Origin of the sequence: Arsenicibacter rosenii (assembly GCF_001870735.1) — a bacterium.
Taxonomy (GTDB): domain Bacteria; phylum Bacteroidota; class Bacteroidia; order Cytophagales; family Spirosomataceae; genus Arsenicibacter; species Arsenicibacter rosenii.
Genome location: NZ_MORL01000009.1, coordinates 217,496 through 243,855, shown reverse-complemented (window position 1 = coordinate 243,855; position 26,360 = coordinate 217,496). Strand labels below are relative to the sequence as shown.

Annotated in this window: 18 protein-coding genes and 1 riboswitch; of the genes, 13 read left to right on the top strand and 5 right to left on the bottom strand. The window is 51.3% G+C overall.

All coding sequences use genetic code 11. From position 1 onward, the window contains the following. Positions 1-366: 366 nt before the first annotated feature. From BLX24_RS17930 to BLX24_RS17905, 6 genes are all read left to right on the top strand, one after another. The gene (locus BLX24_RS17930; RefSeq protein ID WP_071504554.1) at positions 367-3,621 is read left to right on the top strand and encodes a SusC/RagA family TonB-linked outer membrane protein; all 3,255 of its coding nucleotides are present in this window, start codon (positions 367-369) and stop codon (positions 3,619-3,621) included. 14 nt (positions 3,622-3,635) lie between these two features. Continuing rightward, positions 3,636-5,153, top strand: coding sequence for a SusD/RagB family nutrient-binding outer membrane lipoprotein (locus BLX24_RS17925; protein ID WP_071504553.1), 1,518 nt, complete (start codon positions 3,636-3,638; stop codon positions 5,151-5,153). A gap of 12 nt (positions 5,154-5,165) precedes the next feature. Continuing rightward, a complete protein-coding gene (locus BLX24_RS17920) occupies positions 5,166-6,008 on the top strand; it encodes a BT_3044 domain-containing protein (protein ID WP_071504552.1) in 843 nt (280 codons plus the stop codon). Between the two features lie 294 nt (positions 6,009-6,302). Further along, positions 6,303-9,461, top strand: coding sequence for a SusC/RagA family TonB-linked outer membrane protein (locus tag BLX24_RS17915; protein ID WP_071504551.1), 3,159 nt, complete (start codon positions 6,303-6,305; stop codon positions 9,459-9,461). Between the two features lie 19 nt (positions 9,462-9,480). Continuing rightward, on the top strand, positions 9,481-10,953 hold the full coding sequence (locus tag BLX24_RS17910) for a SusD/RagB family nutrient-binding outer membrane lipoprotein (RefSeq protein WP_083422040.1): 1,473 nt from the start codon (positions 9,481-9,483) through the stop codon (positions 10,951-10,953). A 54-nt stretch (positions 10,954-11,007) separates the two neighbouring features. Further along, complete coding sequence (locus tag BLX24_RS17905) at positions 11,008-11,832, top strand: BT_3044 domain-containing protein (RefSeq protein ID WP_071504550.1); 825 nt, start codon at positions 11,008-11,010, stop codon at positions 11,830-11,832. A gap of 75 nt (positions 11,833-11,907) precedes the next feature. Here the strand turns inward: BLX24_RS17905 and BLX24_RS17900 are convergent, their stop codons facing one another. Continuing rightward, complete coding sequence (locus tag BLX24_RS17900; RefSeq protein ID WP_071504549.1) at positions 11,908-13,371, bottom strand: glycoside hydrolase family 130 protein; 1,464 nt, start codon at positions 13,369-13,371, stop codon at positions 11,908-11,910. A 153-nt stretch (positions 13,372-13,524) separates the two neighbouring features. Beyond that, on the bottom strand, positions 13,525-15,897 hold the full coding sequence (locus BLX24_RS17895) for a glycosyltransferase family 4 protein (RefSeq protein ID WP_083422039.1): 2,373 nt from the start codon (positions 15,895-15,897) through the stop codon (positions 13,525-13,527). A 268-nt stretch (positions 15,898-16,165) separates the two neighbouring features. Between BLX24_RS17895 and BLX24_RS17890 the strand changes: the two genes are divergently transcribed. After that, positions 16,166-17,395: an NAD(P)/FAD-dependent oxidoreductase gene (locus BLX24_RS17890; RefSeq protein WP_071504548.1), complete on the top strand. Its 1,230-nt coding sequence runs from the start codon at positions 16,166-16,168 to the stop codon at positions 17,393-17,395. A gap of 111 nt (positions 17,396-17,506) precedes the next feature. Here BLX24_RS17890 and BLX24_RS17885 read toward each other — a convergent pair whose 3' ends face one another. Then, on the bottom strand, positions 17,507-18,277 hold the full coding sequence (locus tag BLX24_RS17885) for an SDR family oxidoreductase (RefSeq protein WP_071504547.1): 771 nt from the start codon (positions 18,275-18,277) through the stop codon (positions 17,507-17,509). A 114-nt stretch (positions 18,278-18,391) separates the two neighbouring features. Next, a riboswitch (cobalamin riboswitch) is annotated at positions 18,392-18,612 on the top strand. A 49-nt stretch (positions 18,613-18,661) separates the two neighbouring features. On the opposite strand from BLX24_RS17885, the gene BLX24_RS17880 reads away from it, so the two are divergent. From BLX24_RS17880 to BLX24_RS17860, 5 genes are all read left to right on the top strand, one after another. Continuing rightward, entirely contained in the window at positions 18,662-20,593 is a 1,932-nt protein-coding gene (locus BLX24_RS17880; RefSeq protein WP_310590790.1) for a TonB-dependent receptor plug domain-containing protein, read from the top strand. Next, a complete protein-coding gene (locus tag BLX24_RS17875; RefSeq protein WP_071504546.1) occupies positions 20,580-21,665 on the top strand; it encodes a DUF5074 domain-containing protein in 1,086 nt (361 codons plus the stop codon). The genes BLX24_RS17880 and BLX24_RS17875 overlap by 14 nt, the downstream gene beginning before the upstream one ends. Positions 21,666-21,794: 129 nt before the next feature. After that, entirely contained in the window at positions 21,795-22,136 is a 342-nt protein-coding gene (locus BLX24_RS17870; protein ID WP_071504545.1) for a tRNA-binding protein, read from the top strand. 96 nt (positions 22,137-22,232) lie between these two features. Next, positions 22,233-22,763 carry a hypothetical protein gene (locus BLX24_RS17865; protein WP_071504544.1) on the top strand — a complete coding sequence of 177 codons (531 nt, stop codon included), beginning with the start codon at positions 22,233-22,235 and terminating at the stop codon, positions 22,761-22,763. 33 nt (positions 22,764-22,796) lie between these two features. Then, entirely contained in the window at positions 22,797-23,078 is a 282-nt protein-coding gene (locus BLX24_RS17860) for a hypothetical protein (protein WP_071504543.1), read from the top strand. A 36-nt stretch (positions 23,079-23,114) separates the two neighbouring features. Here the strand turns inward: BLX24_RS17860 and BLX24_RS17855 are convergent, their stop codons facing one another. Next, complete coding sequence (locus BLX24_RS17855; RefSeq protein ID WP_071504542.1) at positions 23,115-23,969, bottom strand: SdiA-regulated domain-containing protein; 855 nt, start codon at positions 23,967-23,969, stop codon at positions 23,115-23,117. A 173-nt stretch (positions 23,970-24,142) separates the two neighbouring features. On the opposite strand from BLX24_RS17855, the gene BLX24_RS17850 reads away from it, so the two are divergent. Continuing rightward, positions 24,143-25,507: a M20/M25/M40 family metallo-hydrolase gene (locus BLX24_RS17850; protein ID WP_071504541.1), complete on the top strand. Its 1,365-nt coding sequence runs from the start codon at positions 24,143-24,145 to the stop codon at positions 25,505-25,507. A 48-nt stretch (positions 25,508-25,555) separates the two neighbouring features. Here BLX24_RS17850 and BLX24_RS17845 read toward each other — a convergent pair whose 3' ends face one another. Next, entirely contained in the window at positions 25,556-26,314 is a 759-nt protein-coding gene (locus tag BLX24_RS17845) for an SDR family NAD(P)-dependent oxidoreductase (RefSeq protein WP_071504540.1), read from the bottom strand. Positions 26,315-26,360 lie beyond the last annotated feature (46 nt).

Sequence of the window (26,360 nt, the reverse complement as noted above, 5' to 3'; positions counted from 1 at the left end):
GTAAAAATAACGATAAAGTCCAAAATACAGCCTTATATCCGATAAGTATATTTATGTCAATAATTAGTATACAAAATGTTGTGTTATAATCAGTTAACGTCTTAAACAGTTGGTGTTAACAAATGAACCGTGCAAATGTTTATTTTATATTATCAGCTAACTAGGAAAAGTTAAATAATTGGATTGTTTTATTTCTTTGCCTTCGGTTCGGCTAAATTACTGTTTTTTGATTTTAACGGGGTTTTAATTTAATAAATAGCAAAAAATTATTCTGTGGACGGGAAAAAGTTGCGAATAATAAAATGTCTGAGTTAGATTTGTAGACACTTTTTCAAATAATAGTAATTAGCTAACCAATTGTCGTTTATGAGAAAAGTTCTATTTGGTGGCTGGCTCTTGACGCTGTTTTTCTGTGTTCCGTTGCTGGCGCAGGACGTAACAGTGAGTGGCCGGGTTACCGCTTCGGATGATGGTTCCCCATTACCGGGTGTGAACATTGTAATTAAGGGCACAACGCGGGGGATAACCTCCGACGGAAACGGTGCCTATCGTGTTGTTGTACCGGGCAACTCTACGCTGACCTATTCGTTCGTCGGCTACAAATCGCAGGATGTTGTGGTAGGAAACCGGAGTACAATCAATGTAGTGCTTGAGTCGGATGCCGCGACACTGAATGAAGTCGTGGTTACCGCTTTTGGTATCCAGCGCAATGAACGGGAAATCGGGGGCTCAGTAGCAAAGGTGAATAACCAGCAGCTGGTGCAGGCTTCACCGATTAACGTAGCAACGGGTCTGGCCGGTAAAGTATCGGGTCTGCAGATCAACAACGTCAACAGCGGGGTTGGTAGTAACGTCCGTCTGACGCTGCGCGGTAACCGCTCGTTTCTGGGAAATAACCAGGCCTTGCTGGTCGTGGACGGGATCATTACGGACAACAGTTTCCTGAGCACCATCAACCCGAATGACGTTGAGAACATGACGGTGCTGAAAGGCCCGAGTGCCGCAGCACTTTATGGTTCAGATGCGTCGAACGGTGTACTGGTGATTACTACTAAGCGCGGTGGCGCCGCTACCCGCCCGCAGATTTCGTATTCAAACTCAACTCAGTTTGAAAGCGTTGCCTACATGCCCGGGCTGCAGCGCTCGTTCGGCTCAAACGGGGGCGAGGGGAATCCCTTTCTGGACCGTGATGGCCGCCGCCTGTATGTACCGTACGAAAACCAGCAGTTTGGCCCGGCCTACAACGGCAGCATGGTCCCTCTGGGCTATGGCGTTGAGATCCGGAATCCTGACGGTAGTGTATCTGGTCTGGATACATTGATGGTGCCATATAGCGCCACCAAAAAAGACCCGCGCCGGGATTTCTTTAACACGGGCGTATTGTCGCAGCACGACATTAACTTCCGCGTTGGTGATAACAGCAATTACTTTGGCCTCAACCTGCAGCGGCTCGATCAGAGCGGTATTATTCCGAACGATCGTTACCAGCGTACGGTAATTGGCGTAAAAGGCGGCCGCGTGGTGGATAAGTTTACCTCAAATGCAGCCGTTAACTTCACCTATCAGAATACAAACGTGGCCGGCGGCGACTTCGGACAGGATCGCCCGGTATACTGGAACGTACTGAACACCCCGGCGCACGTACCGATCCGTGATCCCCGGCTGACGGATATCAACTCTCCGTATGGCAATGTCAACGGCTATTACAATGCTTATTATCCGAACCCATGGTGGCAGGTAACGGGCGAAAACTCGCGCCAGAAAACCAATAACTATGCGTTGCAGGGCTTTGCGGATGTGGCTTACAAACCGGTTGAATGGATGAATGTCCTGTATCGTGTGGGTGGCCAGGCGCGTTTCAGCTCATACAAATACAACCGTGCGGCTGTTACGTTCTCCGACTATGCACTGGGTGACCCCTGGGGTGCGGGTAACATCGCTTCATCGCTGCAACGGGTAAATGCCCGGGTGCAGGATGCCATGTCGCTGACAACCCGCTTTACCGGTGACCTCCTTGTGTCGTTCAGTCCTAAGTTCGGTGAGTTTACGACGAACCTGATTCTGGGCCATCATATCCAGCAGGACTTCTACCGTACACAGTCTGATTACGGCGCTGCTTTGCAGATTCCGGGCCTGTATAACATCTCCAACGTGATTGGCCAGCCGGAAGTATCGGAATATATGCAGCGCAGCCGCCTGATGGGTGTCTTCGGCGATATCACCGTGGGCTTCCGCAACTTTGCGTTTATTCACGCAACCGGCCGGAACGACTGGACGTCGTTGCTGTCGAGCGCCAACCGGTCATTCTTTTATCCGAGCGTAGATGCGTCAGTGATTTTGTCAGATGCCATTCCGGCACTGAAGGGCACTACATGGCTGAACTATCTGAAACTTCGCGGCGGTATTTCGAAAGTGGGTAACATTACCGTCGGGCCTTACCAGTTACAGAACGTATTCATTGCCGGAACCAACGCCTATACCAACGGCACCTCGTTCCCCTATGGCAGCCAGTCGGGGTATCAGCTGGGTAACACGCAGTATGACCCGAACCTGAAGCCGGAATTTACGACCAACCGCGAGATTGGCGTAGAACTGGGTTTCCTGAACCGTTTCAATCTGGAAGTTGCGTATTACAAAATGAATACGACCAACCAGACCGTACCGATCCAGATTTCGCGGGCAACGGGTTATACATCGGCCCTGATCAACACCGGTGAAATGGAAAACCAGGGCATCGAGGTCGATCTGAAAATCCGTCCGATTATCCGGGCCGGTAAGTTTACGTGGGAAGCCAGTGGCAACTATACCTACCTGACCAACAAGGTACTGTCGCTGTACGGCGATCTGGACCGTCTGAACATTCCGTACAACAGCGGAACCGGTTCGGATGTGTATGCTGCCGTTGGTAAGTCGTATCCTGCCATTTATGTGAGCGACATTGCCCGTGCCAACAACGACCCGAACAGCCCGTACTACGATGCCTCCGGGCAGTATGTCGGGCGTCCGGTGGTGGGTAGCAACGGCGAAACCATCCTGGATCCGAATCTGGCTTACGCCGGTTCGACGCAGCCAAAACACCGCCTGGGGATTTCGAATACGTTTAAGTATGGCAACTTCAGCCTGAACATGTTGTGGGAGTACCGCGGTGGTGCTGTGATTTACAACTCGGTGGGTAGCGCCCTTGAATTTACCGGTGCCGGTATCCGGTCAACCTACAACGGCCGCGAAAACTTCGTGTTCCCGAATTCAGTCGTGCAGAATACCGATGGTACATTCGCACCGAACACGAACCTGACCACCCGCGACGGTAACCTGTTCTTCTGGACTAACTCTGCCTACCACCAGGCCGGCACGAGCTACGTAACCAGCGCTGACTACTGGCGTTTACGCGAAATGGCCATCAGCTACGATGTGCCGGCAGCCTTCCTGGAGAAAGTGAAGTTCGTGAAAACGCTGAACGTAGCCATCAACGGGCGTAATCTGCTGCTGTTCCGCCCGAAAACCAACGTGTTCTCCGATCCTGAATTCTCAGTGGATAACAGTAACGCAATCGGGATTACGAACGAGTACCAGACGCCGACAACGCGTTTCTACGGCTTCCGGGTTAGTGTAGGTTTTTAAAAGCAAAACTCATCATGAACAATATAAAGAAATTTGCCATCGGAGCGTTGGTCGTGGTGCTGGGGACAGTGTCCGGCTGTAAAGACGACTACTTCGATATTAACAATAACCCGAATCAGGCGACGTCGGCACCACCGGAACTGGTACTGCCAACGGCCCTGAATGCAACGGGTACCTATTTCGCTACCAACTTCCCCTTCCTTAATTTATGGATGGGTTACTGGAACTGGAGCGGTAACTATTCAATCAGCCAGTCGGACAAAAACTATCAGTTTACGACGACGTATTTTAACGACATCTGGACGGATGCCTATACGCGGCTGAAAGATTATGATTTTGTGGAAAAGCAGGGAGCCGCCGCTAGTCAGCCGTATCTGCAGGCAATTGCGAAGGTAATGAAAGCCCTGCACTTCCAGATTCTGGTGGATACGTACGGTAATGTGCCCTACACCGGTGCACTGAAAGGGGCTACCAACCTGCAGCCGGCTTACGAAAACGGACAGGCTATTTACGATAACCTGATGGTTCAGCTGGATTCGGCGCTGATTCTGATTAATCAGGGGAATGCGCGGGTAAACGCCGGTGAGGAATCCCTGAATATTGGTGCCAATGACATCATGTTTCAGGGCGATATGGGCAAGTGGTCGCGGTTTACCAACACGCTTAAACTACGGATGCTGCTTCGTCAGTCGGAAAAGTCAGACCGGCAGGCCTATATCCAGACGGAACTGGCCAAAATTAAGGCGTCGAATATCGGCTTCCTGCATGAAGGCGAGAACGCGTCGGTAAACCCGGGCTATACCAACTCAACCAACCGGCAGAGCCCGTTCTACGGTGCGTTCGGCTACTCGGTGAGCGGAGCAACGGTTGAGTTGAATAACCAGTACCGCGGCAACAAATACGGGATCGATTTCTATACGCAGACCAACGATTCGCGGCTGGGATTTTTCTATTCGGCCTCTTCGACGGGCGGAGCCTACCGGGGGACCTATTTCGGCGACATCAATACGCTGGTCAATAGCCAGACATCGGGCATCGGACCGGGACTGCTGCATAGCGCTGAACAGGATGCCGTGATTCTGTCGTCGCACGAAGCTTTCTTCCTGCAGGCCGAAGCCGCACAGCGGGGCTGGATTACCGGTAGCGCGAAAACGTTGTACCAGACAGCCATTACCGAATCATACCGGAATCTGGACGTGCAGGATGATACCGGCACGCCGGAAGAATACGCACAGGAGTATTATTCACAGAACATTGCCAACGTCGGCTGGGATGCGTCTCCGAATAAAATCGAAGCCATCATTACCCAGAAGTGGGCATCGCTGAACGGGTTTTCGCCATACGAAGCGTGGAGTGATTACCGTCGGCTGGGCTTACCGGCCGTGCCGGTCTCCCGTGATCCGAGCGTGACCGTGCGTCAGATTCCGGTGCGGTTGCTGTATCCGCAGAGCGAATATAGCTATAACGGCACCAACGTGCAGGCGCAGGGGCAGATCAGCCAGTTTACAACAAAGGTGTTCTGGATTAAATAAACGAAATCAACCATGAAAAAACTTCTTGCTATACTCATTGCGGTTGGGACGGCTTTTAATCTGACAGGCTGCCTGAACGACGATGAACATTATGTGGATTTTCAGGGTGCCGGTGCGATCGCGGAAATTCCGTCGTCGGCATTCTATGGCATTGCCGATAACCAGAGTTTTCTGGCCTCTTCAACGCCGACATCCTATTCGTTCAATGTAAATATTGCATCACCGAATCTGCCGTCGCAGGATATTCAGGTAGCCCTGGGCATTAACCAGAGCGCGCTGAACACCTATAACAGCCAGAACGGGACGGCTTATACGCTGCCGACGGCGGGAACCTACCAGATCACGACGCCGAATGTGACGGTGAAGGCAGGCACACGTATGGCGCCGGTAACGGTACAGATCAGTACTGGCTCTATTAAGCCAAGTGATCTGTTTGCCATTCCAATCAGCATCACAAGTGCAACAGGCGGGGTGACGGTAAGCGGTAACTACGCAACAAAGATCATTTTCATCAAGCTGCGGAATAACTACGAGGGCTCTTATCAGGCCACGGGTACCTTTACGCACCCGACAGCCGGAGCCCGGGCGATCAATGAGCAGAAAACGCTGCAAACGATCGATCTGACAACCAGCGAAACAAACTTTGCGGATCTGGGCGGCAGTGGCTGGACCATGTGGCTGAAAGTAAATGCCGACAATACGGTAACCCTGACGCCGAAAGGAGCGTCGAGCACGGCGACCACACAGTTCGGGGAAAATCGCTATGACCCGACTACACGGACGTTCATTCTGAATTACAAATACCCTGGATCAGGTGGAGATCGGGTTGTTACGGAACGTATTAAGCGATTGTAATCTGGCATTTTTTCAATAAAAAAGGCGGGACCGTACGGACCGCCTTTTTTATTGAAAGTCCAATTTTAAACTTTTTTAACATGAGCCCCGAAATGTTGCAAAAATCGTATTTATCAGGGGGCATATTAAGAAATAGTTAAATGAAGTGGCCTGATTGATACATTGAATTGAGAAAACTGCAACCGATTATGCGGCAAAATGTTTAGTATACTTTATTAAAATTTTACTGGATTAATTAAAAAGTTATAATTTGCGGGCAGTTTTCCAAAATAACCAAACTAATAATCGTTCCCTATGAAAAAAGTTCTACTCGGTAGCTGGCTACTGACGTTACTATTCTGTTTGCCATTATTGGCGCAGGATATTACAGTAAGTGGTTTAGTGACATCGGCCGATGATGATTCTCCACTGCCCGGTGTAAGTATTGTAATGAAAGGTACTTCCCGCGGTACCACCACTGATGCAAACGGGAAATACCGTATCACGGTACCCCAAAATGCTAATTTGATGTTCTCTTTTGTAGGCCATGCTTCACAAACAATTTCTGTTGGTACGAAAACAGTTATTGATGTGAAACTGGTACAGGATGCCTCAACCCTGAATGAAGTTGTTGTGACAGCGTTAGGGGTAGTGCGTCAGCAGAAAGAGATAGGCTCTGCAACAGATATCGTGCGGGGGGACAAGCTGGTACAGGGTAAAGCCGTTAACGTTGCTCAGGCACTGTCAGGTAAAGTAGCCGGTCTACAGATTAATACAATTAACAATGGTGTTAACCCGGGTACACGGATCGTTTTGCGCGGTAACCGTTCGTTGTTAGGTAACAATCAGGCATTGGTTGTGATTGACGGTACTCAGGTGCCGCAAGACGCAATTAACTACCTTAACCCGAATGACATTGATAATGTATCTGTGCTGAAGGGTGCTAATGCTGCTGCACTTTATGGTTCAGAAGCATCAAACGGAGCCTTGATTATTACTACTAAAAAGGGTTCTTCCGGCGTTCCTAAAGTTACGTTCCAGAATACATCTTATGCTGAAAGCATCAGCTTTATGCCCAAGCTGAATGATCGTTTTGGTGCCGGTACTGAGGCTTACAGCCGCGTCTATATACCGTTTGAGAATCAGTCTTATGGTCCTGAGTTTGACGGTTCAGAAGTTGTGCTGGGACAGACTCTGGAAGATGGAACAATTGCTAAGGGTATTTACTCGCCGGTTAAAAATGGTAAGCGTAATGCCTATGACGTTGGCAGTACTATTCAGAATGACCTTTCTCTTTCATCAGGAGATGACCGCGGTTCATTCTTTATTTCACTGCAGGATGTCATGACAAAAGGTATCCTGCCGGGTGATTCATACCGCCGGACAGGTGGCCGTTTCAACGCAACACGGCAATATGGCAAGTTCAAAGGTGGGTTTAATATTGATTATCGGGTAGGTAATTTCAACGGGACAACCGGTGGTTTTTACAACAACGTATTGAATCAGGCGGCCAACATCAACATGACTGACTACCGGAACTGGGAGCCTTTCCGGCTGGAAAACGGTCAGTTAAACCCAGCTAACCCTAATCATTACTTCAACGATTACTTCCAGAATCCGTATTTTGACAAGGACATCAACCGGCAAAACCGGATTGACCGTTACTTGACCGGTAACGTAGAACTACAGTACCAGGCAACAAAATGGCTGAACTTCTTATACCGTTTTGGTATCACGAACCAGGCTTATGACTCAAAGTACTATACGTCAAAGTATACGTTCGGACCTTATGCTAAACTGCATGTGTACCGTGCTAAGGATATTGCCGGGGCTGTAACAGATTACTCAGGTAATACTCAGCGGATTAACCAGGACTTCTTCCTGACGGCCAATAAAACGTTTGGGCCAATCAAGAGCACTGTAATCCTGGGTACAAACGTACAGGAGCGCAAGAATAAATCGATTCAGACATCAGCAAGTGCCTTGGTAATCCCGGGGCTGTACAACGTCAGCAACCGTGTCGGAGAGCCTGGCGCCTCTGAAAGCGATTATATGGCCCGTCAGCAAAGTGTATATGGTGACTTAACATTAGGCTACAAGGATTATTTGTTCCTGCACGTTTCGGGACGTAATGACTGGAGTTCGTTGCTGGCAAAAGAAAACCGGTCATTTTTCTACCCTGGTGCTGATCTGTCATTTGTGCTGACGGATGCAGTTCCGGCCCTGAAAGCAAATAACGTGTTATCGGCAGCGAAACTCCGTGTTGCCGCTACAAAGGTAGGCCAGATCAACTTGCCGGGTACTTTTGGTGCTTATCAGTTAGAAACCGTATTTTCTCCGGGTAGTGGTTTCCCTTATGGCAGCCTGGCTGGTTATACACTGGGCAATACGGCTAACAACCCGAACATCCAGCCTGAGTTTGTAACGTCTTACGAGGTAGGTGGTGAGTTTACATTGTTTAACGACCGTATCAATGTCGACTTGTCGTATTACACGCAAAAGACCATTAACCAGACTGTACGTATTGACGTATCGCCGGCAACCGGTTTCTCTGGTGCCGTTATCAATACCGGCCGATTAGACAACAACGGTTTTGAAATTGACCTGAAAACAACTCCGTTACGTCTGGCTAACGGTCTCCGCTGGGACCTGAACGTCAACTACTCGCGGGTAAGCACAAAAGTGGTTGATATTGCTGAAGGGCTTAATGAAATTAACCTGAGCTCATATTACGGTGCCGTAAACTCATCGTTGTATCAGATCTTTGCCGTTAAGGGACAGCAATTCCCGGTTGTTAAGGTAATTGGTTATGAGCGTGAGCGTGATGCGCAGGGCAACCTGATCAAAGACGGCCGGATTGTCGTTGATCCGGCAACGGGATATCCCCTGAAGGCGCCTGAACTGATTTCATTAGGGCAAACAAACCCACCTGATCGTCTTGGTATCAATACCTCGGTGCGTTTCAAAGGATTCACACTGGCAGGAACAGCCGAATACCGCGGTGGTAACCTGGTAGCGCATGGTCTGGCCGAAACAATGTGGTTTACCGGTTCTTCGTGGGCAACTACAACATATGGCCGTGAGCGTTTTGTGTTCCCGAACTCAGTAACTAAGAATACTGATGGTAGCTACACACCGAATACCAATATTGTGGTGCGCGATGGTGGTTTAGGTACTTATGACAGCAACCTGCGTAACATCGGTGAGAACTTTGTGACAAGTGGCTCATTCTGGAAAATCCGTGAGTTAACGCTTGGCTATGATTTCCCGAAAACATTGTTGGCAAAATCACGCTTCCTGAAAGAAGTGAACGTTGCTTTAGTTGGCCGTAACCTGTTTATGTTCCTGCCAAAAGAGAACATTTACACTGACCCTGAGTTCAATAATACTACCTCAAACGCTGTTGGGGTTAACGCCACTTATATTACCCCGCCAACGCGTACATATGGATTCACTGTACGGGCTGTGTTTTAATTGATTATAAACAACCATCATGATTCGTAGCATTAAATATATATTCGTAATTGCAGCTACATTCTTAGCCAGCAGTTGTAAAGAAGGGTATCTGGACATTAACAAGAACCCGAACGATGCGGTAAGCTCAACTCCGGAACTCGTTTTATCAGCAGCATTGAATGCCACCGCCGGTCAGCTTAACCCAAACCAGTTAGGCCATTTCTGGGCAGGCCATTGGTCTCCTTCCGGATCAGTGTCTGGGTTCAACGGCGAAAAAACGTATGATATTCCCGGTACGTTCTACTCTGCAATCTGGACCAGTTCGTATGATAACCTGGCTGACTACGACTATGTAGAAAAAACAGCAACAACCAACAAGCAGCTGGCTTTTGTGGGTATTACGAAAGTAATGAAGGTATTGGTATACCAACGTCTCGTAGACACATATGGTAATGTGCCTTATTCTGAAGCCTTAAAAGGTCCGGCGATTCTGCGTCCTAAGTATGACGATGCGCAAACCATTTACGACGATCTGGTAAAGCAGCTGGAAGCCGCTGTTGTCGCCTTAAAATCGCCGATTACGGCTGAGAACCCTAGTCCGGGAGCGGCTGATATCGTCTTTCAGGGTAACCTGACAAAATGGGTGAAATTTGCTAATACGCTGAAATTGCGCATTTTACTGCGGCAGACTAACGTTGCATCGAAAGCAAGCGCGATTCAGGCGGGTATTGCAAAAGCAGTTACCGATGGTGGTTTCCTGGGGGTTGACGAAAATGTATTATCAACGCCAGGCTATCTTAAAACGGCTGGTAAGCAGAACCCGTTCTATGAGAACTATGGTTTTACAGCTGCCGGTACACTGTCTGGTAACCATGATTTCTACACGAATGCTGACTTCTTTATTAAAACACTGGTTAACGCCAATGACCCGCGTTTAGACCGGTTTGCCGTAAAAGCAAATGACGGTGCATGGAGAGGCGTTCCGTTTGGCGAAGGTAGCGACCCCTATTTGTATGCAAAAACATCAGGGTTTGGCCCGGCTATTCTGAAAGGATATGATCAGTCACAGGTGTTGATGCAGTCAGCCGAAAGCTTCTTCTTACAGGCTGAAGCTGCATTCAGAGGTTACCTGACAGGCGCAACAGCTCAGTCACTGTATGAGTCCGGTATTAAAGAATCATTCAAATTTTTAGGAGTGACCAATGCCGCTACAGCAGCCACAACCTATTACTCAGATCAGGCAGCTGGTTCATATACAGTAGCTTCTAATAAACTGGAAGCAATTATTACCCAGAAATGGATTGCCTTGGGTGCGTTTGGCGGATTTGAGGCCTGGGCCGAGTTCCGTCGGACGGGTTTCCCTAAAGTGCCGCTTTCGACTCGTGCTGTTGGAACAAAGCAACCTGCACGGTTACTGTATCCGAACCAGGAGCTGGGTACTAACTCTGACAATGTGAAAGCGCAGGGTACAATTAATCAGTTTGATACTAAGATTTTCTGGATGAAGTAATTTGTTTGTCTGGTTTCCGTCAGGGAATCAGACAAACCTAAAATGTAATCGACAATGAGAAAAAATATTTTAACAAGTATCTGCATTGGCCTGCTGGCAGGCAGTTTGAGCGGTTGCTTGCAAGACAAAGGCTATACAGACTTGATCAATGCCGAAGGCGCTCAGCCAATTGTCAGTATTTTTGGCGGGGATGGCGGCAACAAGGTATTAGGCGTTGATTTTAGCGATAAGGCTATCGCCACAACATTGTTCAATGTAAACCTGGGTTCTCCTCAAAAGTTGACTCAGGACATTACGGTGACGATTGGCGTAAACCCGGACCTCTTGAAAGGGACTTCCTATGAATTACTCCCGACGTCGACCTATACTATTCCGGCAACGCAACTGACCATCAAAGCCGGTACACGGGACGTTCCGTTTGTCGTAAATCTGACCACGTCTAAAATTGATTTGAAGAAAAGCTATGCATTGCCACTGACTATTACCGGGGCAAATGGAGCTATTATCGCATCAAACTTAAAAGATGCCGTTTTTGCAATAAAAGTAAATAATATCTATGCCGGGAAATATCAATCGACAGGTAAGTTTGACCACCCGACTGCCGGACCTCGTGATATCAATCGTGAAAAAACACTGACAACGATTGATGCAACAACGTCTGAAACAGAGTTTGCTGATCTTGGCTCTGCAGCAACAATGCAGTTAACGGTTAATGCCGATAATACTGTTAAGCTTGTTCCGGGAGGAACCGCCAGCGCAGCAACAGTACAGTTCGGCGTTAATACGTATGATCCGGCTACTAAAACGTTTACTTTAAGCTACAAATATGCCGGAGCTGGTGGTGACCGTGTGATTACGGAGACCATCAAGAAAAAATAAAGCAAAGTTTGTTGCTGTTACAAAAGCGCGAAGGCCGTCAATCTGACGGCCTTCGCGCTTTTGTATATATTCTGCCTATTGGCCGCTGTCGCTGGTCAGTTCGGCTAAGAGATCGTTTACATTCACAATGGCAAAGCTACTGGCATAATCGGCCATGGCGTAGGGGATGATCAGGTCATCGCCGTTGAGGATGCCCCCGCAGCTGTAAACAACGTTTGGCACGTAGCCTTCCCGTTCGTTTTCGTCGGGACTGAGGATTGGTTCTTTGGTCCGGCCAATGACTTTCGACGGGTCGTTGAGATCGAGCAGAAACGCGCCGATGGCGTACTTCCGCATCGGACCAACCCCGTGACTCAGCACCAGCCAGCCGGCTTTGGTTTCGAGCGGGGAGCCGCAGTTGCCCAACTGTACGTATTCCCACGGATAAGTCGGTTTCAGAATCAGCTCTTTGGTCTGCCAGAAATACAGATCGTCGGAATACATCAGGTAGATATTCTCGCCGTCCTGCCTCGACAGGGTCGCATAACGCCCGTTGATTTTGCGTGGGAACAAGGCCATCCCCTTGTTCTGCACCTCGGCACCGTTGAGCGTGCTGACCTTAAAATGGGTAAAATCCCTGGTCTCCAGCAGTTGCGGGAAGGTCACCTGTCCGTTATATGCCGTGTAGGTGGCATAGTAGGTTACATCGCCGTTATCATCTGTAAACTGTACAAAACGGGCATCTTCAATGCCGTTCGTTTCGTTCGGTGAGCTCGGAAAAATGCACCGTTCGTCCATTTGCTGATCGTCATCAAAGTGCAGCTCATAGTTTGACCGGGCCAGTGCCAGAATACCGTTGGCAATGGTTTCATATTCTGCATTATACCGGAACTGGGTCGTAATCCGCTTAATGACGGTCTCCAGTTCTGCCAGACTAAACTCGTCGCCCAGACCAGCCAGCATACGCTCCGAAATGGCATTGATCAGCCGGAGTTCGTATAATTTCCGCTCAAACTGCGGTTTACTGAAAATATGATTCGGCACAATTTCGGGCGACGTAACGTAGCGCGAAGGCTTCCGCAAAACAATCTTGCTTTCTTCGTCGATATAACCCATCCGGAACGAAATGGAGGAAATATGGCCTTCACCGGTCGCACGGAGACTGAGGATAAACCGCTTAAAACCCGGTGGTACATTGGTCTGGTCGGGGTGCCAGATCATCGACGGGTTAAAGAGTGCGGCCGACTCAAGCGAATACTCCATGGTAAAGTACGCACCCAGCAAGAGCTGTCGTTCCATACTCAGCGGCTCATCGGTCAGTAAATGGGGTTTGAGGTGTTCAAACCGCTTCTGAAAAAAGCGTTCCAGCTTATAGTGCCGGCTGCCGAATTCATTGATTACTTCCTGAAGCTTAACCGCAACTTCTTCGTCGGTCAGCGAGCTGACCCGGGCAATGATTTTCAGCGTTCGTGTATTGCTGCCTAACTCGAAAGGGCGAAACAGTACGCGGGTAGGGTCGGGCCGTAAGACGATGCCCGTTCGGGTGGCTTTTACGCTCATATTTCTTAAACGGGCGGGCAGGTAAACGATGGATCGTACCTGCCCGCTGACTGGTTTTGTTTCAAACGGTTGTGTAACCGGATTGTTGTTAAAATTAGCGTGATGCCTGTTTAACTAAACAAAATTATTGAAAATATAACGTAAGGTTCCTGACTATATCTCCGGAATCCTGATCGTTGGGGAGGCTTGACTGGCCACCTGTAACAGTTTCGCCAGACCGCTGTGCTCTGTCCCCGGCCGGTTCCGGGCCACATCCGGGGCAGCAGGCAGATGCCCTTGTACGCCCTGGAGTTCAGCCAGCGCCAGCAGGTAGGATAAGGTCGATTCGGCTCCCTGGTTCTGGTTAACGCGGTCGGTATGCAGGCCATCGAAACAGCCCCCTGTCTGGGCATCATATAACGGAAGCCCAAGATCGTTCAGGCCGGTAAACCATTTGAAAATACGGATCGCTTTTTTGTACCAGAATGTATCATGAGTGGCACGGAAAGCAGCCAGACAGGCCGAAACCATGCTCTGGGCTTCCAGCGGCTGCTGATCAAAATAAGCACGTGGCTGGCCTTTGATATAAAAACCATTGGAGCCAATAGGCTGGAAGTGACCACGCTCGGCCATTTGCAGATCGGTCAGCCAGCGGAGGGCTTTCAGGCCTGTCTCTACCTGCTCCGGATGATCAGACAAAATCAGGGCATGGGCCAGCTTGGCGTTATCGTACGATAACACATGCTCAAACCAAGGCCAGTCTTCGGTTGCAGCATTGCTGAAGAGCGCCATTAGTTTATCCTGCAACTGCTGCTGAAAGGTTTTGGCCAGCCGGTCGTTGCTGAATCGCTTCTGGTATTCGTGGATACCGAGTAAGGCAAAGGCCCATGCTCTCGGCGAAGTCATCTCGGGAATACTCGGCAGCACATTTTCGAGCAGGCTCATGGCCCATATCGTCAGGTTTTTATTGGTGACGCAGCCGAGACAGGTACCGAGCGCCCAGATGGTCCGGCCGGTGCTGTCGTCCGAGCCGACATCTTCCAGCCAGCGCCGGTCATAACTCATAAAGTTCCGGAACTGCCGGTGGCTGGGCGAGTGGGCATGGTTGAGGAAAGAGGCATAGGTGTCCATCAGGCTGAGCAGCTTGCGGTCAGTAATGCCGTTTTCCGTCAGCATCAGCGTCAGGATAAACGCCCGTGCGTTGTCGTCGGTGCAGTAGCCTTCTTCGTAGAACGGCAAATGATAGCGTGCGTGCTGTACAATACCCGTCGAATCGGTGAGGCGATACAGGTGATCAAGCCGCAGCTTCGGCAGCTGATAATGGCCGTCGCCACGCAGGGCATAAGGCTGCTCGCTGTCCATGCGGCCAACGCGGGCGTGAGCAAACGAATCAGCATACATCTCAATCGCTTTAGCCCAGATCATTTCACGCCCCATCATGTAGCCGCGCTTACGCATGGCATGCCGTAACGGCTCATCTGTAAGCAGGGTCAGTATTTTTTCGGCAATCGCGTCGGCGTCGCCGAACGGCACCAGCATACCCCGCTCATTATCGAGCAGTTCTTCGGCATGCCAGTAAGGCGTCGAAATAACGGCCTTGCCGCAACCAAATGCGTACGATAAGGTCCCCGACGTAATCTGAGCCGGATTAAGGTAAGGCGTAATGTAAATATCAGCAGCCCCCAGATACTCAAGGAGGTCATCCAGTTCGACAAACCGGTTATAAAACTGGACGTTCTGGCTGACGCCGAGTGATTCGGCGAGTGCAATCAGTTTGTCGCGGTAGGCTTCGCCTTCGTGCCGGATCAGGTGGGGATGGGTCGCCCCAAGCACCATGTAGACCACATTCGGATAGCGTTCTACAATCTTTGGCAAGGCATTAATAACATTTTCGATGCCTTTATTAGGTGATAACAGCCCGAATGTCAGAATGGTCTGACGACCTTCGAGCCCGAAATGATCCTTATAAAAATTCGGGTCAACAAAAGGCATATCCGGAATACCGTGCGGAATGACGTCGATTTTCTCTGCTGGTATGTCGTAGATGTGGATCAGGAAATCCCGTCCCTTTTCTGACATACAGATCACCCGCGCCGAGATGTCGGCAATGCTTTTCAGAACGAGCAACTGATCTTCGTCGGGGTTTTTCAGGATCGTATGAAATGTCGTGACAACAGGCATGGTCAGTGCCCGGAGCAGTGTAAGAATATAGTTGCCGGCCGGTCCGCCATAAATGCCGTATTCGTGTTGCAGGCAGACCACTTCGGTATTTTTTGAGTTCAGAAATTCCGCCGCCTTCCGGTATGATTCCTGATCGTGCTGGTAAAATTCGTACCGTACCTCGGTCGGGTAGTTATAGCCTTCGGGAGAATCATTGACCGATACAACAATAGGTTTTGCATCAGGAATAAACTGTTGATACGACTGAAAAAGGTCAGCCGTAAACGTAGCAATACCGCACTGGCGTGGCAAGTAGTCACCGATGAACGCAATGTTTTTCGGGTGTGCTTTCCAGGTAATTTGGTCTGAGTTGGATAAAGTAGTCATGATCGTTGAGCGGTTGTAAACGGATTGATGCGTTCGGATACTACTATAAGTCCGAAAAAGGGCGAATTGTTTCAAGGTTTAAGCCCCATAAATCGCCGTATAAAGCGCATAAAGCCGCAATCCGGCCTAATCTTTCTGAATGGCCGTAAACTTTAGTGCGTTAGTAGAGTTTATAGCAGAAATATAAATCACTACTAAGCCGGTAGGAAAACATTTTCTCCGGTGCCGTGCCATTCGGCAGGTAGCTATTCTCAACGTTACAGAACTCATGAATGTACGATCCGCTCAGACATATTGGCTGGAAAACCAGTCGGTTCCGAATGCCGCCCGAACCACTCCGATCCTGCAGCCACACACCAGCTGTGATGTGCTGATTATGGGTGGCGGTATAACCGGTGCGTTGGTTGCCTATGAATTGCACCGCGCCGGTATTGATACCGTTCTGATTGACAAACGAACCCTTGGCCGGGGCAGTACCGCTGCCAGCACGGCCCTGATTCAATACGAAATAGATGTACCGCTTCACCAACTGATTCAACAGGTCGGTGAGCAGGATGCGGTACTGGCTTACAAGCTTTGTTTGTGGGCTATTTATAAACTGCGTGATATTGTCGGCCGGCTGGATACGCGCTGTGGCTTTAACCAGAAACACAGCCTGTACTACGCCGCTAAAGCCGATGACATCGATATGCTGCGAGAGGAGTATGAAGCGCGTGCCAAATACGGCTTTCAGGTTGCGTGGCTCGACCGTCAGGCCATCAAGGCGCAGTTCGGGTTTGACGCCCCGGGCGGTATTTTGTCGCAGGAGGCTGCCGAGCTGGATGCCATGGATCTGACGCAGGCCTTGTACCGGTACCTGATCGACCGCGGGTTGCGGGTGTTCGAAGAGACAACGGCCGAAGAAATAGACTATGGCTTTAAGCGGGCCCGCATCCGGACCAACCACGATACGGAGATTTTCGCCCGCAAGATTGTGTATGCTACCGGCTACGAAACGCAGCAGATGATGCAGCGCGATCAGGCGGCTTATGCCGATGCGCTCAAACTGAAGAGCACCTATGCCCTCGTCACAGAACCACTGGCGAATATGCCGGAGGCCCTGCGCCGGTCGCTGATCTGGGATACCGACGAACCGTATTTCTACGCCCGCACCGCCCGCGACAACCGCCTGATGCTGGGTGGTGAAGACGAATGGGTAGTAGACGCGGCCGAACGCGACGCTATGATTCCGCAGAAGCAGGAAAAACTGCTGAAAAAAATCAATGAGTTGTTTCCGGATGTAGAAGCCAAACCGCATCTGACCTGGGCAGGTACGTTTGCCGAGACACAGGACGGCTTGCCGTACATCGGCGAGCATGAGCGCTATCCGCACAGCTACTTTGCCCTTGGTTTCGGCGGCAACGGCATCACGTTCAGCATCACCGCTGCCAACATTATCCGTAATCTTTTCCAGAACGGTGATTGTAACTACGGAGGCATGTTCCGGTTTGGCCGGTAAGGTGGTGTAGGGCTGAGGGCGTAGCGCGGAGGGTATAGAGCGTAGCGCATAGAGCCAGGGGCGTAGTGTTGACACAACCATGCATCCTCTCTATGCCCTACGCCCTCAGCCCTAATACCCCCATGCCAGGAGGCCGCCATCGACAGAGATGGTCTGGCCGGAAACATAACCCGCTGCGGGCATACACAGAAACGTGACAACCGAGGCCACTTCTACCGGTTCGCCGATTCGTTTCATGGGCGTTCGGTTGAGGATACCATTGAGTTTATCGGGATTGGTCAGTACGGGAGCCGCAAGCGGGGTATTGATATACCACGGCGCTACGGCGTTGACACGGATGCCGTCGGCTGCCCATTCGACACACAGGTTGCGTGTCAGCTGATTAAGGGCGGCCTTGCTCATGGCGTAGATCGAGCCGCTGCTCGTATGGGTAAGCCCGGATACCGACGATACAAACACTACGCTCCCTTGCTCTGAAGCCTTCAATAACGGATACGCTGCCTGGGTCAGCTCAAAGGCTGAGCGTAGGTTGGTGGTCATGATATAGTCGTATTCGGTCGGGCTGTATTCGGCGGTTGGTTTGCGGATATTAGTGCCGGTGTTATTGACCAGAATGTCGAGTGCGCCCCATTCGCCGGTTACGGCATCTATAATTTGCCGGGCGGTGTCGGGTGCGCTGAGGTCAGCCGCCAGCCCCGATACGGTAAAGCCCTGCTGCCGGTATTGAGCGAGCTGTTGCTGTAGCCGGTCATTGTCGCGGGCAACGATGAATACCGATGCGCCAGCCTGCAGGAGTTGTTGGACGATAGCCTCGCCGATGCCTTTGGTGCCGCCCGTTACCAGCGCTTTCCGGTTAGCGAGCGACCAGAGTGATGAAGTCATGAAGAAAGAACGGGTTAGAAAAAGCTTTCTGTAAGCTCAGTGAATCATTAGGCCACCAAACTAGTATTTTAAATTCTATTTCCCTAAAGGGTAAATTCTAACGACAATCCCCTACCTTTGTAACCGATTTTCGGTGCCTGATGCCGCTTCGTGGCGGCTTTCAAGGCTTAAAAGGGAATACCGGAGGCCTTTGAGGCCAGACCGGAGCTGTCCCCGCAACTGTTCGTCTCAGCATAGAATTGATTCGCCCACATGGCCACTGCAAACCCGGTGTTTGCGGGAAGGCTTGAATCAACGAGACAAGCCAGGAGACCTGCCGACGATCTATCAGCGGTAACGGATTCGGAGGAAATTCATCGCCCTAACAACTTTTCAGGTAGTCGGTTGAACACATTTTTGCGTTGGATGGTGGCCGGGCTCTGCCTTGGCTGGATGGGTGTTTCGTATAGCGCGCTGGCTCAGGGCGGGCAGGAACCCGTGTCTCTGTCGGTCGTTACCGTGCGCGGCTACGCGGCCGAACGGTTTCTGGCAGGCCAGAAAGTACAGCCACTCGATTCGGCGACACTGGCTCAGTTTCGTTACCAGTCGCTGACCGATTTGCTGGCCCTGAATACCCCGATGCTCTTCAAAAATTACGGCCCCGGCCAGCTGGCTACCGTTTCGTTCCGGGGGACGTCGGCCAACCATACGGCCGTACTCTGGAACGGTGTCAATATCAACCAGCCGATGACCGGCCTCACCGACTTTTCAACCATTCCGGTGGCCGGTTTCGACCAGCTTTCGGTGCAGTATGGTTCTGCCGCCAGCGTGGTGGGGTCTGATGCCGTCGGGGGGAGTGTTCTTCTGAAAACAACGCCCGATTTCCGGCAAAACGGACTGACGTTTTTTGCCGGTCACCAGCAGGGCAGCTTCCTGAACCGTCAGTCGCAGGCGGGGGCGCGGTATAGCGGCCGGCCGGGCAATCAATGGCAGGTCTCCGGCAAAACGGTTATCTACGGCAGTCAGCTCACTAATCGTTATCCTTATTCCGAACGTAAATACTATTACCTGGAACCGACCGAAACCCGGCAACGGGGGCTTTTACAGGACCTGTATGTCCGGAACCGGCAGGGACGGCAGTTCTCGGTGAATGCGTGGCTGACCGATAATGATCTGGTACAGGCACCGGCCGACAGTATTGGCCGCGAACGGACACGGACGCAGAACTACCGGCTGATGGGCACCTATGAGGCTAACCATACTACGGTGAGGGCGGGCTGGTTCCGGGATGTGCTCGATTATGCCAAAGGGGATTTTACCCACCCCAGCCATTCGCTCATGGATCGGCTGATGACCCGCGTCGAGCACGAACGCGGGCTAATGCCGGGCCTGAGTCTGCGGGCGGGTGCCGAAGCCTCGCATTACCGGACGCAGGTCGATGGTTATGGCGGGCAGGTGATTCAGGAAAACCGCGCCGATCTGTATGCCCTGACCCGCTACCAAGGCCCTCGATGGCTGGTGTCGGCCAATCTGCGGCAGGGCTTTGCGACGGGTTACCGGGCTCCGTTTACGCCCTCACTCGGCGGGGAGTATCAGCTGATCCGGCAAACTACCTGGCAGCTGACAGCCAAAGGCTCCGTCGGACGGAGTTACCGGGTGCCAACACTGAATGAGCGCTACTGGATCAATCTGGGCAATCCGGACCTCAAACCGGAGCAGGGACTAAATGCCGAAGCCGGTCTGTCGGCCCGGACAACGACAGCGAAGCCATGGCAGCTGGCTACCGAACTGACCACGTACCGCAACCGCGTCAAAGACTGGACGTACTGGAACCCGACCCGCAATTACCGCGTCGAAAACTTACAGGAAGTACTGGCGCGGGGCGTCGAATGGAACGGATCCGCCACGTATACCCAAGGGCACTGGCAGGCGGGCCTGCGCGCGGCCTACGCCTGGACGCGTTCGACGCAGGAGCGGGTCTATGATGTGTATGCGCAGGATGTGGTCGGGAAGCAGCTCGTCTACGTACCCTTGCATACAGCCAACCTGAGTGCTTTTATAAAGCGCAGGCAGACACGGCTGACGGTACAAACACTCCTGAATACAAAGCAGTACATTACCTTCGATAATATCCAGGCATTGCCGGCCTACACGCTGACCAATCTGCTGCTGAATACGCAGTGGCAGTGGAAAGCGGTCAGGGGGCAGGTACAGGCGCAGATCAATAATGTGTTCGATGTCCTGTATCTCAATGTCCGGCGCAATGCCATGCCGGGGCGTAATTATGCCTTAAGTTTGTTTTTAACTGTTAATACCAATAAAAATGCAAAACTCTAAATTCCTGTTACTGGCCGGATTAGCTGGCCTGTTGGCGTCGTGTCAGACCAAAGATCCGGAGCCTACCCCGTATGAGTCGGGTATCCTGATTCTGAACGAGGGGAATTTCTCACAAAACAACGGGACTATTTCCTATTTATCCCGGACCTCAACGGCAGCGAAATATGACATTTTTAATCAGGTAAATACGCGTTCGCTGAAAGGGGGCGTCAGCGGCTATACCGAGGTTGATGGAAAAGGGCTGATTCTGGTCGACAACAGTACGGCCGGTCTCGATCAGGTGGAGATCGTCGATGCCAGCACCTTTAAGTCAATTGCCACCCTGAAAACACCGGATATCGAAAACCCGCGGCAGGTTATCCGCGTGGCCGCCAATAAAGCCTATATCAGCTGCTGGGATGTTTCGGGCGATTTCAGCGCCGGAACTTTCTACAAAGAACCGGGCTATATTGCGGTGGTTGATCTGGGGTCAAATAAAGTCACGAAAAAGATTCCGGGCATTCGTGCCAATGAGTGGATGGTACTGGCTGGTAATGAAGTCTTCCTGGGTAGCCGGTATAACGGCGATAAACTGCTGGCTGTCATTGATATAACCAAGGACGAAGTAACGCAGAAACTGACGGTAGGAACCAATCCCCGTCCGTTTGCGGTCGATGCTAACAGCCGCCTCTGGATTTCGTCAGGTTCAGAAATGATCCGGATGAATACGCAGACCAAAGCCATCGAAGCCCGGATTGCGGCCGGCTCTGACGCCACCAAAACGCCGTCGGCGGTCGGTATCAGCCCCGACAAACGGACAATCTATTTCGTGCGTTCGTACTACGACGCCAACTATAACTCAAAAGGGGAAGTGTACAGCTTCGGCATCAGTGATGCCACGATTTCGACCACAAAGCCTATTGTAAACCGTTATTTCTCCAGCCTGAACGTGGATCCACAAACGGGTAATCTGTACGGAACAGCCGTGCCATCATTCGGGCAGGCGGGTTATGTGCTGCGTTACCAGTCAACCGGTGCACTTATTGATTCGGTCAAAGCCGAGATTTCACCGGCGGGCGTATTCTTTAAGTAGATACCGGATCATGGATACTGGATGCTGAAAGCTTGATATCTGGAAATGGGCAATGTATACTGAAAATGGGGGCTTGCGGAGCCGCATTATTCATTGTACATTGTCCATTATTCATTTAATACCTTCCGTATGCCTGCCGAAACCATTTCCTGGAGTGATTTTGAAAAGGTCGAAATTCTGACCGGAACTATTATTGGTGTAGAGCCCTTTCCTAAAGCCCGCAAACCGGCCTACCAGCTGACGATTGATTTTGGCCCCGGGGGCATTCGCCGGTCATCGGCCCAGATCACAACGCTTTATCAGCCGGATCAACTGATCGGCAAGCAGATTGTAGCCGTTGTGAATTTCCCCCCTAAACAGATTGCTAACTTCTTCAGTGAATGCCTGGTGCTGGGTGCCGTGGCTGCCGACGGGACCGTAACGCTGCTGCAAACGGAACGCCCCGTAGAAAATGGTCAGCGGATTGCCTGATTGAAGGTGCCAAAAAAGAAAGCGGCCATGGTATGTCAGAAACGCTTTTTTCTTCGTTGGCTTAACACAGCTCTGTATCTATTACCCCGACCTTTCATGAGAAAACGTATACTCCTTTGGTGTTTGCTGCTGCCTTTTCTGGTAAATGCACAACAGCGCGACACCGTTTTTTACCGGTCTCAGGCCATTCCGGTCCACTTACAGCCTATTGAACGGGCCGCAGGCTCATCGGCCTTCGGAAGCGTATACTACTACGGCGGTAAGCGGCTGTCATCGCCCAACTCGCTCGAAATCCCTTTCTATGAGCTGAGTCATCCAACCGTAAACCGGCATTATCGTAACTTCCGGCTCGCCACCACGGTAAGCCGGGTGATCGCTATTGCGCCGTTCCTTTATTTCCTGACCCAGCGGTCGGGTGTCCGCTTCAACAGCCGCGAGTACTGGACGATTTATATTGGCTCGGTTGCGGCTTCCTTAGGGGTGTCGATCTACGGTAATTCGCAGGTAAACAAAGCGGTAAAACAGTATAATACCGTCTTGAGGGAGGCCCGCGTAGGGGTATCTCTTCAGCAGCTGCCCGGCACCTCGCAACCCGTTATGGGTGTTGGGATACGGGGAAAATTTTAACACAAAAAGTCAACATTTAGGAAACTGAACAGCATGAAAAAAACTGTATTGTGGGTTGGTGCCATTGCGCTATCCACATTGTTTTCGGCCTGTGACAGTGTTGAGCGGGATGCTCAGCACGTAGCCGATCTGACGTGTAAAGCCCAGAAAGCCGCCGTTGGCCTGGTTACGGGAGAAGCCTCAGCCGATGATGTACGTAAGCTCCGCGACGAGGCGAAAAAGATCAAGGCCGATATGGAAGGCAAGTACTCCGATCCGGAAGACCGGAAAAAATTCGCCAAACTGCTGCTCGAAAAAATGGCCGATTGCGAATAGGATAAACCGCTTATGATACCGTGATATGGTTTGATGTCACGGTATCATATTGAATGTCAGTAAATAGCCGCCTTCACTGGCAATGTATAATGTGCCGTCGGGTGCGAAACAAATGCCCTCCGGCTGTTTGAAGAGCCCGGGGTCCAGCGGTACCGATGACAGCATCTTTCCTTTCCGGTTCAGGACCAGTAACCGGTGGCCGTTGGAGGCCACGACATAATAATCGCCCGATTTCGGGTGAACGGCAATACCCGCCGGCTTTACCTCATGATCGGCGTGTTCTTTCGCCCCTTCTGTATTCGTTGCTTTTTCAAACGCCTTCAACTCATCCTGCTTGATAACCGGTCCCTGAAAGAGCGTACCGTGTTTGAGATCGTAGTAATAAATGGGCTTGTCGCTGCCTTTGCCGTCTTTTACCGCCAACAGCAGGGCGTTCAGTTTCGGATCGTAGCCTAACCCTTCAACGTCATTTTTGCCGGGTAAGCCGACTTTGATATGGGCCACGTATTTCGACCCCATCGACTGGGCCGGAAAATGATAAATCTCCCCGTCACTGCGTAAGGCAAATAACTCCTCATTGACATATTCAACGCCTTCGTAATCTCCTTTTGACCCGAAAACGACCTCTTCAGCTACCTTTTTCTTTTTCAGATCATACAGAAACACAACCGCCAGCTCATCCTGAATACACGCCAGCATACCAGGTTTAAAATAGCTGAGGCCGGAAATCTCCCGCAGGTCACGCGGCAGGTCGTCGCGCTGATCGGGTTTTGAGAGATCATAGGGAATCGCCTGATTGATTACCTGCGCCGTTTTGTCCTCCTGTTTTTTAGACTGGCAGGCACCTAACACGGCTATAAGCAGGCAGGCATACAGAATTTGTTGTTTCATGGGGAGTAGTTAACGCTGGTCTTTGCGGTACGAAGGTACGGCAGGAAACGGTCTGACAAACGATGTCTCCATAGATGGTAACGGTAAGTTTATCTACTTAATTTGGGAGTACATCTAAAATCGGCGGGGAAAAGAGACATTTTGTTATTTTCGTTGGCACAATCAACAAATTCATGCAGAAACGACTACTACTTTCCTGCTTACTGGCTACGCCTTTTTGCCTTTCCGCCCAAACCATCGTCAACCGTGATCCGCAAATCAGTCAGATCGTCAGCGAGCTGTCGGTGGATAGCCTGCGGGCCCACATTGACGGGCTGGTGAGTTTCGGTACCCGTCATACGTTGAGTGCATCGACGGACAACAAACGGGGGCTGCCGGCTTCGCGTCGCTGGGTGCTGGGTAAATTTAATCAGTACGCAAAGCAATCGGGTGGCCGTATGACCGCTACCATCGATGCCTGGACGCTGAAAGCCGACGGCCGCCGCGTTGATAAAGACTACGAAATCGGCAATGTTATTGCGACGCTTAAAGGGACCGACCCGAACGACGACCGCGTATTTATTGTGCAGGGACACATCGACAGCCGGGTCACCAACGTCATGAACCGCGAAAGCAACGCACCCGGTGCCAACGATGATGGCTCGGGAACGGCGGCGGTCATTGAACTGTGCCGGGTTATGAGCAAGCACCCGTTTCCGGCAACCATCGTCTTTGCTGTCGTCAGTGGCGAAGAGCAGGGGCTGCTGGGTGCCGAACATCTGGCCGAACGGGCGGTACAGGAAAAGTGGAACCTCGAAGCCCTGCTGAATAATGACATTGTCGGCTCCAATAACAAAAGTGTGTCGCCGGGCGAAGATAAGGTGATCGACAATACCCGCGTCCGTGTCTTCAGCGAAGGATTACCGGCGTATCAGACCGCCGACAAAGCCGCCAACATCCGGCAATATGGTACCGAAAACGACGGCAAGGCGCGTACCCTGGCCCGCTACCTGAAAGAAGTCGGAGAGCGGTATGTGGATAATCTGGAGGTCGTGATGGTATACCGGAACGACCGTTACCTGCGCGGAGGAGACCATACGCCGTTTGTTCAGCGTGGTTTTGCGGCTGTCCGGATCACCGAAATGAACGAAAACTACGAACACCAGCATCAGGACCTGCGTACGGAAAACGGCATTGAATACGGCGACTATGCCAAATTTATGGACTTTGACTACCTGCGGAAAAATACCGGGATCAATGCCGCCGCACTGGCTAACCTTGCCAAAGCGCCGATGGTGCCTCAGAACGTAACGGTCGATGTCCGGAATCTGACCAATTCGACGGCTTTATACTGGCAGGCACCCAAAACCGGTAAGGTGAAAGGCTATTATGTGCTGATGCGGGAAACGCACTGGCCGTTCTGGCAGAAGAAATTCTTTACGACTAAACTGGGGATGACGCTTCAGTACTCGAAAGACAATTATTATTTCGCCGTACAGTCGGTGAGCGAAGACGGCAACGAAAGCCTGCCGGTCATTCCCGTACCGAACCTGCGGTAAGATTATGATTTTAGAGACAAGGCACTGCCTTGTCTCTACAGTTTTTCATCACATGGCCGTCATGCCCCCATCGAGCTGAATGGCCTGTCCGGTACAGAAGGCGTTGGCGTCGGAGCAAAGCCAGAGAATGGCCTGAGCGATTTCTTCCGGTTGCCCGAACCGCCCCATCGGAATCAACTGCAACAGTTTCTCCTCCATACCCGGGGCAACCGACAGTAAGCCGTCGACCATAGCCGACCGGGTATATACCGGGCAAATTGCGTTGACGCGGATATTCTGCCGCACGTACTCAGCGGCGGCGGCTTTGGTCAGGCCAATGACCGCGTGTTTGGTCGCCGTATAGGGCGCACTTTTCGGTAGCCCCCGGACGCCCGCAATCGAGGCCACGTTGACGATTTTGCCGGAGCCCTGCGTCAGCATCTGCCGGATTTCGGCCTGCAGACAATAAAACACACTGCTGAGGTTAACGGCAATCATCTGGTCCCAATCAGCGGCCGACTGCTCGGTTAACCGGGCAAACTTTCCGCCGATACCGGCGTTGTTTACGGCGATATCCAGCTGGCCATAGTGCGCCACTGTCTGGTCAATCAGGGCCGTAATCTCTTCGGGCTGGCTGACATCGCAGGCGATAAAATGTGCTTTGCCGCCCTGACCGGCGATGAGACGACAGGTTTCCTGTCCGCTTTCTTCATTAATGTCAGAAACAATAACCTGGGCACCGGCCTCTGCAAAAGCCCGTGCGGTAGCGCGGCCGATCCCCGAGCCGGAGCCGGTGACGAGCGCTACCTGATGCGTAAAATCAAACATGAGGTTCGGGATTAGTAAGGGCAAAATACCGGAAAGCACTACGGAA

Excerpts from the sequence above, each read along its gene's own strand:
- BLX24_RS17930 (WP_071504554.1), top strand. The coding sequence starts at position 367 with ATGAGAAAAGTTCTATTTGGTGGCTGGCTCTTGACGCTGTTTTTCTGT.
- BLX24_RS17925 (WP_071504553.1), top strand. The coding sequence starts at position 3,636 with ATGAACAATATAAAGAAATTTGCCATCGGAGCGTTGGTCGTGGTGCTG.
- BLX24_RS17920 (WP_071504552.1), top strand. The coding sequence starts at position 5,166 with ATGAAAAAACTTCTTGCTATACTCATTGCGGTTGGGACGGCTTTTAAT.
- BLX24_RS17915 (WP_071504551.1), top strand. The coding sequence starts at position 6,303 with ATGAAAAAAGTTCTACTCGGTAGCTGGCTACTGACGTTACTATTCTGT.
- BLX24_RS17910 (WP_083422040.1), top strand. The coding sequence starts at position 9,481 with ATGATTCGTAGCATTAAATATATATTCGTAATTGCAGCTACATTCTTA.
- BLX24_RS17905 (WP_071504550.1), top strand. The coding sequence starts at position 11,008 with ATGAGAAAAAATATTTTAACAAGTATCTGCATTGGCCTGCTGGCAGGC.
- BLX24_RS17900 (WP_071504549.1), bottom strand. The coding sequence starts at position 13,371 with ATGAGCGTAAAAGCCACCCGAACGGGCATCGTCTTACGGCCCGACCCT.
- BLX24_RS17895 (WP_083422039.1), bottom strand. The coding sequence starts at position 15,897 with ATGACTACTTTATCCAACTCAGACCAAATTACCTGGAAAGCACACCCG.
- BLX24_RS17890 (WP_071504548.1), top strand. The coding sequence starts at position 16,166 with ATGAATGTACGATCCGCTCAGACATATTGGCTGGAAAACCAGTCGGTT.
- BLX24_RS17885 (WP_071504547.1), bottom strand. The coding sequence starts at position 18,277 with ATGACTTCATCACTCTGGTCGCTCGCTAACCGGAAAGCGCTGGTAACG.
- BLX24_RS17875 (WP_071504546.1), top strand. The coding sequence starts at position 20,580 with ATGCAAAACTCTAAATTCCTGTTACTGGCCGGATTAGCTGGCCTGTTG.
- BLX24_RS17870 (WP_071504545.1), top strand. The coding sequence starts at position 21,795 with ATGCCTGCCGAAACCATTTCCTGGAGTGATTTTGAAAAGGTCGAAATT.
- BLX24_RS17865 (WP_071504544.1), top strand. The coding sequence starts at position 22,233 with ATGAGAAAACGTATACTCCTTTGGTGTTTGCTGCTGCCTTTTCTGGTA.
- BLX24_RS17860 (WP_071504543.1), top strand. The coding sequence starts at position 22,797 with ATGAAAAAAACTGTATTGTGGGTTGGTGCCATTGCGCTATCCACATTG.
- BLX24_RS17855 (WP_071504542.1), bottom strand. The coding sequence starts at position 23,969 with ATGAAACAACAAATTCTGTATGCCTGCCTGCTTATAGCCGTGTTAGGT.
- BLX24_RS17850 (WP_071504541.1), top strand. The coding sequence starts at position 24,143 with ATGCAGAAACGACTACTACTTTCCTGCTTACTGGCTACGCCTTTTTGC.
- BLX24_RS17845 (WP_071504540.1), bottom strand. The coding sequence starts at position 26,314 with ATGTTTGATTTTACGCATCAGGTAGCGCTCGTCACCGGCTCCGGCTCG.